The organism is Pseudomonas protegens (assembly GCF_013407925.2).
Taxonomy (GTDB): Bacteria; Pseudomonadota; Gammaproteobacteria; order Pseudomonadales; family Pseudomonadaceae; genus Aquipseudomonas; species Aquipseudomonas fluorescens_AP.
This window is the reverse complement of the sequence record NZ_CP060201.1, coordinates 2,851,472-2,864,935: the sequence shown is the minus strand read 5'-3', so window position 1 is coordinate 2,864,935 and position 13,464 is coordinate 2,851,472. Positions and strand designations below refer to the sequence as shown.

General features: G+C 62.8%; 15 protein-coding genes and 1 tRNA gene. 8 read left to right on the top strand and 8 right to left on the bottom strand.

Annotated features, from left to right (window positions below; genetic code table 11):
- Positions 1 to 48: 48 nt before the first annotated feature.
- The 3 genes from GGI48_RS13210 to GGI48_RS13200 form a co-directional block, all read right to left on the bottom strand.
- Entirely contained in the window at positions 49 to 459 is a 411-nt protein-coding gene (locus GGI48_RS13210) for a hypothetical protein (protein WP_016964767.1), read from the bottom strand.
- A 125-nt stretch (positions 460 to 584) separates the two neighbouring features.
- Entirely contained in the window at positions 585 to 1,553 is a 969-nt protein-coding gene (locus GGI48_RS13205; RefSeq protein ID WP_179598631.1) for an alpha/beta fold hydrolase, read from the bottom strand.
- Positions 1,554 to 1,601: 48 nt separating this feature from the next.
- A complete protein-coding gene (locus GGI48_RS13200) occupies positions 1,602 to 1,931 on the bottom strand; it encodes a hypothetical protein (protein ID WP_016964765.1) in 330 nt (109 codons plus the stop codon).
- 122 nt (positions 1,932 to 2,053) lie between these two features.
- On the opposite strand from GGI48_RS13200, the gene GGI48_RS13195 reads away from it, so the two are divergent.
- The 3 genes from GGI48_RS13195 (at position 2,054) to GGI48_RS13185 (ending at position 3,641) form a co-directional block, all read left to right on the top strand.
- On the top strand, positions 2,054 to 2,374 hold the full coding sequence (locus GGI48_RS13195) for an isochorismate lyase (RefSeq protein WP_179598630.1): 321 nt from the start codon (positions 2,054 to 2,056) through the stop codon (positions 2,372 to 2,374).
- 55 nt (positions 2,375 to 2,429) lie between these two features.
- Positions 2,430 to 3,011, top strand: coding sequence for a hypothetical protein (locus tag GGI48_RS13190; RefSeq protein WP_179598628.1), 582 nt, complete (start codon positions 2,430 to 2,432; stop codon positions 3,009 to 3,011).
- Positions 3,012 to 3,362: 351 nt separating this feature from the next.
- Complete coding sequence (locus GGI48_RS13185; protein WP_179598627.1) at positions 3,363 to 3,641, top strand: hypothetical protein; 279 nt, start codon at positions 3,363 to 3,365, stop codon at positions 3,639 to 3,641.
- A gap of 73 nt (positions 3,642 to 3,714) precedes the next feature.
- Here the strand turns inward: GGI48_RS13185 and GGI48_RS13180 are convergent, their stop codons facing one another.
- The 5 genes from GGI48_RS13180 to GGI48_RS13160 all read right to left on the bottom strand — a co-directional run bounded on the left by GGI48_RS13180 (position 3,715) and on the right by GGI48_RS13160 (position 8,915).
- Entirely contained in the window at positions 3,715 to 4,869 is a 1,155-nt protein-coding gene (locus tag GGI48_RS13180) for a Fic family protein (RefSeq protein WP_179598626.1), read from the bottom strand.
- 307 nt (positions 4,870 to 5,176) lie between these two features.
- A tRNA-Phe gene (locus GGI48_RS13175) sits at positions 5,177 to 5,252 on the bottom strand.
- A gap of 104 nt (positions 5,253 to 5,356) precedes the next feature.
- Complete coding sequence (locus tag GGI48_RS13170; protein WP_016963290.1) at positions 5,357 to 5,629, bottom strand: oxidative damage protection protein; 273 nt, start codon at positions 5,627 to 5,629, stop codon at positions 5,357 to 5,359.
- Positions 5,626 to 6,693: an A/G-specific adenine glycosylase gene (gene mutY / locus GGI48_RS13165; RefSeq protein ID WP_179598625.1), complete on the bottom strand. Its 1,068-nt coding sequence runs from the start codon at positions 6,691 to 6,693 to the stop codon at positions 5,626 to 5,628. Before mutY ends, GGI48_RS13170 begins: the two co-directional genes overlap by 4 nt.
- On the bottom strand, positions 6,690 to 8,915 hold the full coding sequence (locus GGI48_RS13160) for an AsmA family protein (RefSeq protein WP_179598623.1): 2,226 nt from the start codon (positions 8,913 to 8,915) through the stop codon (positions 6,690 to 6,692). Before GGI48_RS13160 ends, mutY begins: the two co-directional genes overlap by 4 nt.
- A 342-nt stretch (positions 8,916 to 9,257) precedes the next feature.
- Between GGI48_RS13160 and GGI48_RS13155 the strand changes: the two genes are divergently transcribed.
- The 5 genes from GGI48_RS13155 to hisA all read left to right on the top strand — a co-directional run bounded on the left by GGI48_RS13155 (position 9,258) and on the right by hisA (position 13,456).
- Positions 9,258 to 10,919 (top strand): OFA family MFS transporter, encoded by a 1,662-nt coding sequence (locus GGI48_RS13155; RefSeq protein ID WP_016963293.1) that lies wholly within the window; start codon positions 9,258 to 9,260, stop codon positions 10,917 to 10,919.
- 194 nt (positions 10,920 to 11,113) lie between these two features.
- The gene (gene hisB, locus GGI48_RS13150; protein ID WP_011058736.1) at positions 11,114 to 11,707 is read left to right on the top strand and encodes an imidazoleglycerol-phosphate dehydratase HisB; all 594 of its coding nucleotides are present in this window, start codon (positions 11,114 to 11,116) and stop codon (positions 11,705 to 11,707) included.
- Positions 11,707 to 12,345: an imidazole glycerol phosphate synthase subunit HisH gene (hisH, locus tag GGI48_RS13145; RefSeq protein WP_016963295.1), complete on the top strand. Its 639-nt coding sequence runs from the start codon at positions 11,707 to 11,709 to the stop codon at positions 12,343 to 12,345. The genes hisB and hisH overlap by 1 nt, the downstream gene beginning before the upstream one ends.
- Positions 12,346 to 12,606, top strand: coding sequence for a DUF2164 domain-containing protein (locus GGI48_RS13140; RefSeq protein ID WP_016963297.1), 261 nt, complete (start codon positions 12,346 to 12,348; stop codon positions 12,604 to 12,606).
- A gap of 100 nt (positions 12,607 to 12,706) precedes the next feature.
- Positions 12,707 to 13,456: a 1-(5-phosphoribosyl)-5-[(5-phosphoribosylamino)methylideneamino]imidazole-4-carboxamide isomerase gene (gene hisA, locus GGI48_RS13135; RefSeq protein WP_047301103.1), complete on the top strand. Its 750-nt coding sequence runs from the start codon at positions 12,707 to 12,709 to the stop codon at positions 13,454 to 13,456.
- Positions 13,457 to 13,464 lie beyond the last annotated feature (8 nt).

The following is a 13,464-nucleotide window of genomic DNA, read 5'->3' as shown; positions in this document are numbered from 1 at the left end:
GGGCGCATTCATTGCTGAATGCGCCCTTTTTTCATGCCCGCTGGCGGCTCAATCCTGATTGCTGAACAGCGCCTGGGACGCGGCCATGTAGTCGTTGCGGAAGGCGTCGGACTCGATCCACGCCAGCGCCGCGGCCTCATCGGCTTCGGTGGACCAGTTGCGGTACTCGATCAGCGCCGCGAGGATGAAGTCCGTGGCGCCCTCGTCGCCCTCCTGCTCATACACCAGCTCCAGCAACGGGTCCGAGAGGAACACCGTGCACAGGGCCTGTTGGCTGGTTTTCTCGGCGTCGCGCATTTTCACGAACAGCTCGGTCAGGTCCACCGACTCGAAGTCGATGCGGCTGTCGTTGGGGTCCAGTTCCAGCTCCGAGGTGGGGGCTGTGCGCTTGGCGCGGTTTTGCTTGGCCTTGGTTTTCGCCCGCTGGGCCCTTTTGTGTTGCTTGTTCGCAGATGCCATGGGCGCCTTACCTTGATGCTTGGGGGTGTATCGCGAGGCTCGCCGGGCAGCGGCGACCTTTTCAGGCGGCCAAGGATGCCAGCAAATCGAGGCTCGAGCACCTGCCGCCGGGCGAGAAGGGCGGCTCAGGTGCGCGGTACTAGCCGCCCCGGGCTGTTGTTGTCGAGTTCGCCATGGCGCAGCCAGCCCAGGATGATGGGCCAGAGTCGGGTGTCGAAACGGCTGTGGAAAAAGGCGAAATGGCCGACTTCGGTTTCGCCGATCTCCTGCGGGGCGATGCGCAGGTGGGTACGCGGACTGTGACTGAAGTAAGCCAGCAGGCGCTCGATGGCGGGCACGGTGCCGAAGGGGTCGTCGCTGAGGCTGATGGCGAGGATCGCTGCCGTGACCTGGGCGAAGGGCTGGCCGTTGCGCTCTCCAGCGAGCCTGCGGCCGCTGGGGCGGCCTTCATAGCGCCTGTGTGGGGTGCACCAGTCGCCGACCACGCCGGCGGGAGTGTCCTCCATCCAGCCCAGGCGCTTGCCGGGGAAGTAGCCGTGGAGGCCCGTCAGCAGGGGCATCAACACATGCCATTTGCCCAGCATGCGCCAGCGCAGCCGGGGCTCGTAGTCGCGCCAGTAGGCGAACTGCGCGCCCATGGTGGCCACGCGGCGGATCTTCCCGGCGGAGGCCGCCAGGCCCACGGCGCAGCCGCCGAAGCTGTGGCCCACCACATCGATCGGCTGCCCGGGAAACTCGCGCTGGGCCCGTTGCAGCATGGCTTCGAAATCCAGTGCGCCCCAATCGGACCAGGACGCCTTGAGCCCCCTGAGCGAGGCCGGGCGCGACTCGCCGATGCCGCGATAGTCATAGGTCATGACGTCGAAGCCATTGGCGAACAGGTAGTCGGCGAAGCGAAAGTAATAACGGCAGCGCACCGAGGTCGCGGCGTTGATGATCACCACCGGCCGCGCCGGATCGGCTTGCCCATGGCGCCAGGCAAAACCGCCAAGCACAAAGCCGTCGGCTGCCGGTTCGCTGAAGGTTTCGCTGGGGCCCGAGCTGGCAGCGGCGAGGCGGGTGGCAGGCAGCTCGGGAGAGGACAGCAGGGACATGGGCGGGTGTTCCTGGACGGTTGCGATAGGCCGGAGCGGCATCCGGCCTCAGCGAGGTTTTTTTTGTGCGCCCATTAATACCCGGCCGATCCACAGCGTGGCAACGGCCAGCGCGCCCAGCAACAGGGTGCTGGTGCCTTGCCACAGCAGCTCGATATAGAACTGGGTGGGTTGCTGCAGCTGGCTATAGACGAGCTTTGGCCCGGCGCGGTTGCGGGTGACAATCACGCCCTCCAGCAACGCGCTCACCAGGGTCCAGCCCAGCAGCGCGGTGAGTGCCAGCAGCACGCCACCGATCAGCAGGAATACCCAGGCGCCCCTGCCGGTCTTGCCGGGCTTGGGGTGGGGCAGGCGGACTCGGGTTCTCTTCTGGTTCACGCGAGCAGTTCCTTGGCAGTCGAATGGGCGCGAGCCCGCCACTTTACTCCCCTGCGCCGCCAGGGGAATAATCCGTGCCCGGCCAAAGCCGGCTATCCCCAGACGTCAATGGAGCCTTGAGCATGGAAGTCAATAATCGGATGACCCCGGAACAATGCCAGGGCATGGAAGACATCCGCCGGGAAATCGACACCCTGGATCGGGCGGTCATTGCCCTGCTGGGCGCGCGTTTCAAGTACGTGCTGGCCGCGTCGAAGTTCAAGACCTCGGCGGCCACCGTGCGCGCCGAGGAGCGCTTCAAGGCGATGCTCGCCACCCGCCGCGAATGGGCCGAGGCCGAAGGCCTGAGCGCGGATGCCATCGAGAAGCTGTACAGCGATCTGGTGCAGCATTTTATTGCCGAGGAGATGCAGCATTGGCAGGCGGCGCAGGCGCCTGCTTGAGCTTGTAGGCCGGCGTATGCTGGCGACCTTTTTTGATCGATCAGGAACGACAACCATGCAATTTCGCTCATGGACAGGGCTGGCGCTGGCAGTGCTATTGGCCGCGACCGGGCAGGCACAGGCGAACGAGCCTTCCTCGGTGTATCTACGTTGCAGCATGACGCCCGAGCAATACGCCCAAGCCATGGCCGCGGCGCCACGCCCGGCGATTTCCTACAGCGATTGGCAGAAGTGGTTCGACAGCAAGGACATGTACGGCTCGGCCCGGGTCGATGCCGAGTGGTTGCAGGATTCCGGTGCGCGCAGCCTGCAGGAAGTGGTGCAAATGTGGACGGGCACTGGCGGCTCCTCCCATTACGATCCGCAGACCGGTCGCTGGCAGTTCGCCCTGCTGGAGTTCACCGACAACTACGGCGAGATGATCCAACTGCTGGCGCCGCTGCGCAGCGTCGCCCCTTACTGCCAGCCCGGCTCCGACAGTTTTCTGTTGATCTACTCCTACATCTGGGGCGATGGCGACAACGCCTACCTGACCCTCAACAAGCAGCGCAGCCAATTTGCCGGCAAACCCACCCAGGCACAACGCGCCGAGGCCGATGCGGCGCTCAAGGTGTTGATGGATGTCGGTTCGCAGTGAAGTGGTTGGGCGGCTGAAGTGCTGCAGCGCCCTCTTTGGGGTTGGTTTGAGCGCGGGCGGGCCGGTTACTTTCAGTCACCAGGTGAGGGCTTGCGCTGATCGGACCTGCTCTTTACTCTGCGCCGGTCGCTGCCAAATCAGCGGCCGGGTGTAGGAGCCCGAGAGTCGCACCGTGCACAGGCGCCCAGTTTTACTTGGGCGCTTCTTGCTGCCCTGTGTTTTATGGCGGCTGTGCGCGGGCACGCTTCGGCGTGGCCGGGTTGTGCGACCGGTCTCCTACCCCGCGTACAGCTGCCACCCAGCTTGTAGGAGAGTTTGGGGGGAGCTTCCCTAACGCACGGAGCTACACCAATGAACGGATATATCCCTCTTCAACACACGCCAGCGGACAACCCCGTCCTGCTGATCAACCCTCATGCGCCGCTGGTCGATCTTCTGGCCTGCGCCGATCAGCGCATACGCGCCCTTCACAAACTGATGAACAGCCTGTCCTGCATGACCGCGCAAACGGCTGACGCCAGCGACCTGTTCCAGATCGCCGACATCGCCTCGCTGCTGCTCGGTGATGGCGTGGCCCTGCTCGATGTGGCTCAGGGGCAGGCGATGGAGCGGGCGGATAAGGCCTTCTGATCGGCGCAGGCGGTGCGCCAGTGCGGCCAGGGTTGGTTTGACTCTGGTCGCCCTTGGAGAGCCTGAGGGCGTGTCATGGCGCCTCAAGCGGTGCCGGTATGAACCCTTGCTCTCGAAGCGCCTTGATCATTCCTCTGATGAGGTAGCTGTTGGAGAAACCGATGGTGTATTGCCGGGCGTTGGTGCTGATGGGTAACAGCATGCCCTGGTCCACCAGTTTCTTTATTTGATAGGTCCTTTGCCCGGCAGTCAGCTTGGGCAGCGCCTGGGCGATATCGCTCGATTTAACAACGCCTGACTTGACCGCCGTGGTCAGTACCGTTTCTTCCGCAGCAGTGATCCATTGTCGATCCCGAGCAAAGGTAATGGCGGGAGCCAGGATGTGCCGGGTCAGGTAGCGATAGTCGGTGAGGCGGTTGACCTTTTCCAGATCGTCCCTAATGCCCTCTAGAGCATAGGTACACCAGGTTTCCAGCCCGGCCTTGGTGCCTGGGTCCGCGGTGGCGAGCATGGCGTAGTAACGTTCCCGGTCATTGAAGAAAACAGCTGTGGGGTTGAGTACGCGGCCACCCGTATCGACGTTGAAGCCATATTTCATTAGCTGTGCATAAGTCAGGAGGCGCACCACGCGGCCATTGCCGTTGCCAAATGGGTGAATCCAGGCAAACCGGTGATGGGTCAAGGCCACTTTCATCAGGTCGTATTTGGGCAGGTCCTCCCGATTGACGAACTCCACCAGCTCTTGCATGTAGCTGGGCACCATCAGGGCATCGGGAGGCAGGTGAGCGGCCTGGGCGATCTGTACTGCGCCCTGGCGATACGCTCCAGGTGTCTGGTCGCCCTCACGCTCCAGGTCCTGGACGGTCATCGCGTGCAGCTCTCTGATGGTGAGCTCGGTAATCGGTGTTCCCGGGCCAATGGTTTGCTCGATGTAGTCCAAGGCTTTTTCGATGTTCGCCACTTCGCGTAACGGGTCGGTGTCCTGGGATGTGCCTTCCACCTTGCTCTCGATGTAGTCGGCAAGTGTGGTGTGGTTGCCCTCGATGCGCGCCGAACCCAGGCTTTCCAGGATGTGGAAGATGGTTTTCAGCTGATAGAAGACCGCAGGAGGCGTATCGCCTTCCAATCGCAAGCGCCGAAGGTGCTCAAGCTCGCTGAGCACGTCCACCAGATGGGAGTCGAAGGACGGATTTAGCAGCTCAAGATCGTGATGGAAGAATGCAGGCATTGTTCAAACATCTCGAAGACCGGAAAAATTATCTGTGATTTTTCTGCTATAGGCCCTGTTCTATAGGGGTTCTGCTCGAATATCAAAAGATGATTATCTCAAAATGGTTCTTCACTTAAGTGAACGCTTGAGAAAAGCCGAGGCGTGATGCGCTGTGATGGTCGTGTGGGAGGTCTGGTTGTGCGGGGAAGAAGGCCGGGGTGTCGAGCGGGGAGGGAGGGGCTGAATTGCAGGCAACAAAAAACCCGCACTAGGCGGGTTTTTTGGTTGCTCTCACGTGGTGCAGACACCACCTGAAAGCTGAAGGTGGTGCCCAGAGACGGAATCGAACCGCCGACACGGGGATTTTCAATCCCCTGCTCTACCGACTGAGCTATCTGGGCAACGGGGCGCATTAAACGGGTTTTTCAGGGGGGCGTCAAGCAAGTTTTGAAAAAAAGTTTAATTATTACCGCCGCTTACGTTCCGCCCCCGATTTTCCGTGGGTTTACTCCGCCGGCGGTACGTAGCCTTCGGCCTTGGCGTATTCCTCGCCGGAGAAAAATTTGTCCATCTCGCCCTGCAGATATTTGCGGTCTTCGGCATTCATCATGTTCAGGCGCTTTTCGTTGATCAGCAGGGTCTGGTGTTTCTGCCAGTCGGCCCAGGCCTTGGCCGAGACGTGTTCGAAAATATCCTGGCCTTTGGCGCCCGGGTACGGGGGGCGTTCCAGGCCCGGCAGTTGTTCCTGGTATTTGCGGCACATTACGGTGCGGGTCATGACGACTCTCCTGCATTCAAGACTTCGGCCGCGCGTTTGAGCAGTGTTTTCACTGGGGCGGCAAGGCCCAGGCGCGGCGGGGTGGCGAGGTTATACCAGAGCCAATCGGCCTCGGCGACGTGCAGGGCCGACTCTTCGACCCGGATCAGCCAGGGCTCGATGGCCAGTTGGAAGTGACTGAAGGTGTGGACCAACTCAGGCATCTGCTGTTGCTGGCCCAGCTCCAGGGAGTGCTGCAGAGCCAGGTGCGGGATGTCGTCCGGGCCATCCAGTTCCGGCAGGCTCCACAAGCCGCCCCAGAGGCCGCTGGAGGGGCGCCGGTAAAGCAGGATGGCGCCTTCGCGGTTGGCCAGCAACGGCATCAGGGTGCGCTTCTGCGGCACCTCCTTGCGCGGCTTGGGAATCGGGTAGCGGGTTTCCAGGCCGAGCATGTGGGCTTCGCAGCCGCGTTCCAGGGGGCACAGCAGGCAGCTGGGCTTGCTCCGGGTGCAGAGGGTCGCCCCCAGGTCCATCATCGCCTGGGTGTAGTGGTTGACCCGGCTGTGGGGGGTGAAGCGTTCCGCAGTGGCCCACAGCTGTTTGGCCACCTTGGGTTCCCCCGGGTAGCCCTCCTGGGCGGTGAAGCGTGCCAGCACCCGCTTGACGTTGCCGTCGAGGATCGGCGCCCGCAGGCCCATGCTGATGCTGGCGATGGCGCCAGCGGTGGACAGGCCGATGCCGGGCAGCTCGGTGAGTTTTTCCACATCCCGGGGGAACTCGCCGCCGTACTCGGCCATGACGATCTTCGCGGTCTTTTGCAGGTTGCGCGCCCGGGTGTAGTAGCCCAGGCCGGTCCACAGGTGCAGCACTTCGTCTTCCGGGGCTTCGGCCAAGACCTGCACCGTGGGCAGCGAGGCCATGAAGCGGTCGAAGTAGTTGAGCACGGTGCTGACCTGGGTCTGTTGCAGCATGATCTCCGACACCCACACCCGATACGGGTTGATGTCCTGCTGCCAGGGCAGGTCATGGCGGCCGTGGCGGTCGTACCAGTCCAGCACCGCCGGTGCAAAGGCCTCGGCTCTCATCGTTTGAACAGCCCCTTGAGTGCGTTTTTCAGTTCCGGGCTGACCTTGTCACCCAGTTTTTCGTCGATCTTCTGTTGCAGGCGGTCACCGGCCAGTTTGGCGGCAACCTGGCCCAGGCCGTCCTTGTCCAGGCGGCAGGCCTTGGCCCCCAGTTCCAGCGGGCCGCGGCAGCGCAGGGGCAGTTCAACGCCGGTGAAGCGTTCACCGACCTGGCAGGCCGGGTCCGGGTTGTCGCTGAGGTCGCCCTCGACGACGATGCCGACCCGGTAGTCCATGCCCAGTACCCGCAGATCGATATCGCCGTTGCCGTTGACGCTCAGGCCGGGGATGCGCACTTTCAGGTCCGGGTTGCTGGCCACGCCGTTGCGCAGCGTCAGGTTGCCCTTGAGCTCCTGGAACGGTGTGTCCTTGCCCCGTGGCGTGCTGCTGAGGTTCTTGCGGTTGAGCACGGCGATGCCCTGGCACAGTTGCTGTTCGATATTGGCGTTGAGCAGCACGCCGTTGTTGATGACGAAACTGGCCGTGCCGTTGAGGCTGTCGATCAGCGCCTTTTGGCTGTTGCCGCTGCCGCTGAGGTTGCTGTTCAGAGTCACCAGGCCTTTGACCGGAGGATTCTGGCCCTGGCTTTCGAGGATGCGTTCCACCGGCACCCGGTTGATCTTGGTCTGCAGGTTCAACTGCGGTGTGCTCTGGCGCACATCGAGGTTGCCGCTGGCTTCGAAGCTGCCGTTGTACAGCTCGCCGCGCAGGCTGGAAAGCTTGAGCAGGCCGCCCTGGCCGCTGGCCTTGAGCGCGGCGTTTTGAATCGGCAGCTTGTCCAGGGTCAGTTGGCCGAAGCTCAGGTCGGCGTCGACGTCGAGCTTGTTCAGGCGCTCCACCGGCAGCAGTTTGTCGGTGCTCCAGGCGCCCTTGGTCGGTGAGTTGGGCAGCGGCGTGGTGCCGGCGCCGGCCATGGCGTCGGCTTCGCTGCTCTGCACTTCGGCCTTGCGCGCGCTGCTGGCGCTGTTGGCTTCGGCGGACTTGGGCGGCAGGTAGCGGTCGACATTGAAGGTGTCGGCCTTGAGCTGCGCGCGCAGGGATTGCTTGTCGAAGTCCTCGATGGCCAGGCGTCCGCTGAAGGTGCTGTCGTCGAGCTTCAGGTTCAGGTCTTCCAGGGCCAGGCTGCTGGGCGTGCCTTGCAGGCGGCTGACCAGCTCGACCTTGCTCAGGCTGCCTTCGGCCATGGCCGGCAGGGTCTGGCCGATGCCGTCGACGAACTTCGCCAGGTCGAACTGGGCGATGGAAATGCCGCCGCTGATCTGCGGGGTCTTGTCCAGGTCGTTGACCTTCAGCTCGCCCAGGGCGCGCAGTTGGTTGAAGGAGACTTTAAGACCGGTCCACTGGCCGACGTTGGCGGCCTTGTCCAGCAACAGCTGGCCCTGGGCGGCGAAGGTCACGGTCTTGCCTTGCAGCGGGTCGCCGGTGGCCTCGCCGGACAGGCGCATGTCTTCGAACTGGTAGCGCTGCAGGGCGCGGTCGAAGCGCAACTCGCCATTGAGCTCGGTGCGCACGCGCACGGCTGGCTGGTTGCTGGCCAGGAATGCGGTGAGCTTGAGCGGAGTGTTGGTGGCTTCGTGAATTGGCCCGGTGCTCAGTTGAATGCTCTCGGCGGTGAACTGCTTGCCGGTCTGTTCGTCGTTGTACTCCACCCGGGCGTTGTTCACGGTCAGGCTGTCGATGTCCAGGCGGATCGGCTGTGAAGACTTGTCCGAACCGGTGCCGGGCGGGCTCGCTTCGCCGGTGCTGGTGGCCGGGATTTCGGCCTGCTTGTCGGTCGGGGCGGCCTTGCCGATGTCCTGCCAGTTGCCATGGCCTTCCTTGTTGCGGGTCAGGCGCAGGTTCAGGCCTTCGACCCGCACATCGCTCATCTGCACTTCGCGGCGCAGCAGCGGCAGGACGCGCACCGACAGGCCGAGCATCTGCAGGTCGGCGAAGGGTTGGCTCGGGTTGGCCAGGGTGGCCACGCCGGCGTCGTGCAGCTCTAGGCCAAGCCAGGGGAACAGGCTCCAGCCGATATCGCCATTGAGCGTCAGCTCGATGTGGGCCTTGTCGCGGGCAATCTGGCGAATCTCGTCTTTGTAATCGTTGGGATCAAACAGGTGGGTCAGGGCGAAGCCCAGAGCCACGATGATCAGCAACAGCCCGAGAATTACCAGACCCAGGATTTTGCCGAACGCTTTCATGGGCGAGTCCTTGTATGTCGAATTCAAAATTTAGCCGGGGAGTATAGCGCTCTGAACCTGACGGCTGGTCAGCCATTGCAGTCAGAGGTTTTTCGTTTTGGCGGGGGACTTTTGGCCAGTGGCCCGGCTTGCGGACAGCACAGTTGTCGGAAAAAAGGTGAGGGCAGTTTGGTTTTTTAGTTTGTCGCAAATGGTAACCTCTCGCGGTTCATCCGTCCTTCCGCGACTTTTTGTCGCGCCTGCCAAAAGGAAGCTTTACTCATAAAACGACCGTGCCCGCGTGCCTAAGGTCGTCGCAGAGGAGTGGCCGATGAACAATTCTAATAATTGGGGGAAACAACCATGAGCACTAGCAACGCGGTGGCCAGTTCGACCGCTCAGCCAGCGTTCTTGTCCAAAGAACGCATCATCGCCAAGCCCGGTTTCAACCGCTGGCTGGTTCCACCGGCCGCTCTGGCCATTCACCTGTGCATCGGCATGGCCTACGGCTTCTCGGTGTTCTGGCTGCCACTGTCCAAGGCGCTGGGCATCAGCGCGCCGGTGGCTTGCGCACCTGACATGGGCTTTATCGCGCAGATCTTCTCGTCCCAGTGCGACTGGCCGATCTCCATGCTCGGCTGGATCTACACCCTGTTCTTCATCTTCCTCGGCTGTTCGGCGGCGATCTGGGGCGGCTGGCTGGAACATGCCGGGCCGCGCAAGGCCGGTGTGGTGTCGGCACTGTGCTGGTGCGGCGGTCTGCTGATCTCGGCCCTGGGGGTGTATACCCACCAGATCTGGCTGATGTGGATCGGCTCCGGGGTCATCGGCGGTATCGGCCTGGGCCTGGGCTACATCTCACCGGTATCGACCCTGATCAAGTGGTTCCCGGACAAGCGCGGCATGGCCACCGGCATGGCGATCATGGGCTTTGGCGGCGGCGCCATGGTCGGCGCGCCCCTGGCGGCGGCGCTGATGAGTCACTTCGCGACGCCTACCAGTGTCGGCGTGTGGCAGAGCTTTTTGGTGATGGCGGCGATCTACTTCGTGTTCATGATCGGCGGCGCCCTGGCTTATCGGGTTCCACCGACCGGCTGGAAGCCTGAAGGCTGGACCGCACCGGCGAAAAAAGCTGCCAACGCGATGATCACCCACCGCCATGTGCACGTGAACGTGGCCTGGAAGACCCCGCAGTTCCGCCTGGTCTGGCTGGTGCTGTGCCTCAACGTATCGGCCGGTATCGGCATCCTCGGGATGGCTTCGCCGCTGCTGCAGGAAGTGTTCGCCGGCAAGCTGCTGGGCAACGGTCTGACCTTCAGCCAGCTGGATGCCGGGCAACTGGCGCAGATCGCCGCCATCGCGGCCGGCTTCACCGGTCTGTTGAGCCTGTTCAACATTGGCGGGCGGTTCTTCTGGGCGTCGTTCTCCGACTACCTGGGCCGCAAGAACACCTACTTCGTGTTCTTCGCCCTGGGCTTTGCCCTGTATGCGCTGATTCCGAACCTCGGTCACCTGGGCAACATCGCCCTGTTCGTGGCGGCGTTCTGCATCATCCTGTCGATGTACGGCGGCGGTTTCGCCACGGTGCCGGCCTACCTGGCCGACCTGTTCGGCACGCAGATGGTGGGGGCGATCCACGGTCGCCTGCTGACCGCCTGGGCGGCGGCGGGCGTACTGGGCCCGGTGCTGGTGAACTACCTGCGCGAGTACCAGTTGAGCATCGGCGTCGAGCGTGCCGCGGCGTATGACATCACCCTGTACATCCTCGCCGGCCTGCTGGTGCTGGGCTTCCTGTGCAACCTGCTGGTGCGCCCGGTGGCCGACAAGTACTTCATGACCGACGAGCAACTGGCGGCCGAGCAGGCCCTGGGCCATGACAAGGGCGCCGACAGCAGCGTCGTGCTGGAGTGGAAGGCGTCGTCCGCCAGCTTGCCGGTGGTGGTTGCTGCCTGGTTGGTCGTGGGCATTCCCCTGGCCTGGGGTGTGTGGGTGACCTTGCAGAAGACCGCAGTGCTGTTCCATTAAGGGCTTCGCCGGCAAGCCAGCTCCTGCGTAGGAGCCGGCTTGCCGGCGAACGCATCACACTGCTTGTCATGACAGGTACAGCCCCGTAGCCATTGGCTGGCGCCCGTCAGGATATTGTCCAGCGTGTTTCTGTTTGGCCGCCGTCGGGCCTATACTATTCGCCTTTTTCGCCCAATGATTTTGCGGAGCTGGTGATGGCCGAACGTAAGGCATCTGTCGAGCGCGACACTCTGGAAACCCAGATCAAAGCCTCGATCAACCTGGATGGCACCGGAAAGGCCCGATTCGATATCGGCGTGCCCTTCCTTGAGCACATGCTGGACCAGATCGCCCGGCACGGGCTGATCGACCTGGACATCGAAAGCAAGGGCGACCTGCATATCGACGACCACCACACCGTGGAGGACGTCGGTATCACCCTCGGCCAGGCGTTCAGCAAGGCCATCGGCGACAAGAAAGGCATCCGTCGCTACGGCCATGCCTATGTACCGCTGGATGAAGCCCTGTCCCGCGTGGTGATCGACTTCTCCGGCCGTCCCGGCCTGCAGATGCACGTACCCTTCACCCGCGCCACCGTCGGCGGTTTCGACGTTGACCTGTTCCAGGAGTTCTTCCAGGGCTTTGTCAACCACGCCAACGTGACCCTGCACATCGACACCCTGCGCGGCACCAACACGCACCACCAGATCGAGACCGTGTTCAAGGCCTTCGGCCGTGCACTGCGCATGGCGGTGGAGCTGGACGAGCGCATGGCCGGCCAGATGCCGTCCACCAAGGGCGTGCTGTAATGCAGACCGTCGCCGTTATCGACTACGGCATGGGCAACCTGCACTCGGTGGCCAAGGCCCTGGAGCACGTGGGCGCCGGCAAGGTACTGATCACCAGCGATGCCAACGTGATTCGCGAAGCCGACCGGGTGGTGTTTCCCGGCGTGGGCGCGATTCGCGACTGCATGGCCGAGATCCGTCGCCTGGGCTTCGATTCCCTGGTGCGTGAAGTCAGCCAGGATCGTCCCTTCCTCGGCATTTGCGTGGGCATGCAAGCCTTGCTCGACCACAGCGAAGAAAACGAGGGCGTCGACTGCATCGGCCTGTTTCCCGGCCAGGTGAAGTTCTTCGGCAAGGGCCTGATCGAGGACGGCGAGCACCTGAAGGTGCCGCACATGGGCTGGAACGAAGTGCAGCAAGCGGTGGATCACCCGCTGTGGCACAACATTGCGGACCGGGCGCGCTTCTACTTCGTGCACAGCTACTACATCCATGCCGGTAACGCGCGGCAGGTGGTGGGCAGCGGTCACTACGGGGTGGACTTTGCCGCGGCGCTGGCCGACGGCTCGCGTTTCGCCGTGCAGTTCCACCCGGAAAAGAGTCACACCCACGGCCTGCAGTTGCTGCAGAACTTCGCCGCCTGGGACGGTCGCTGGTAAATGGCGATCAAGAAATCCAAGCCGCCGATCCTGAACCTCACTGCCGAACAGGAGAGTGAGGCGACGCACAAGATCAAGCGCTTCATGGAGGAGCGCTTCGAGCTCGACCTGGGCTCGTTCGAGGCGGCGGAGATTCTTGAGCTGTTTACCCGGGAAATTGCTCCGCACTATTACAACCGGGCGATTTTCGATGTGCAGGCGCACCTCAAAGAGAGGTTCGAAAGCATCGAAAGCGACCTGTGGGCGCTCGAGAAAAATTAGGGCAGCGGCAAGCTTCAAGCTGCAAGCTGCAAGAAGTAGACACGCGTGCGCGCTTGCAGCTTATGGCTTGCAGCTTGCAGCTCTTTGACGAAGGAAAAGCATGCTAATCATTCCCGCTATCGATCTTAAAGACGGTGCCTGTGTACGTCTGCGTCAGGGCCGCATGGAAGATTCCACGGTGTTCTCCGATGACCCGGTGAGCATGGCCGCCAAGTGGGTTGAAGGGGGTTGCCGTCGTCTGCATCTGGTGGACCTCAACGGCGCCTTCGAAGGCCAGCCGGTGAACGGCGAGGTGGTCACGGCCATCGCCAAGCGCTACCCGAACCTGCCGATCCAGATCGGTGGCGGCATCCGTTCCCTGGAAACCATCGAGCACTACGTCAAGGCTGGCGTGAGCTACGTGATCATCGGCACCAAGGCGGTCAAGGAGCCGGAGTTCGTCGCCGAGGCCTGCCGCGCGTTTCCGGGCAAGGTCATCGTCGGCCTGGACGCCAAGGACGGTTTCGTCGCCACCGACGGCTGGGCTGAAGTCAGCAGCGTGCAAGTGATCGACCTAGCCAAGCGCTTCGAAGCCGACGGTGTGTCCGCCATCGTTTATACCGACATCGCCAAAGACGGCATGATGCAGGGCTGCAACGTGCCGTTCACCGCAGCCCTGGCGGCGGCCACCAAGATCCCGGTGATCGCTTCCGGCGGCATTCACAACCTGGGCGACATCAAGGCCCTGTTGGATGCCAAGGCTCCGGGGATCATCGGCGCCATCACGGGCCGCGCGATTTATGAGGGCACGCTGGATGTGGCAGAGGCCCAGGCCTTTTGTGATGGCTACGCGGCCAGCTCCAAGCCTTAAGCGGGCAG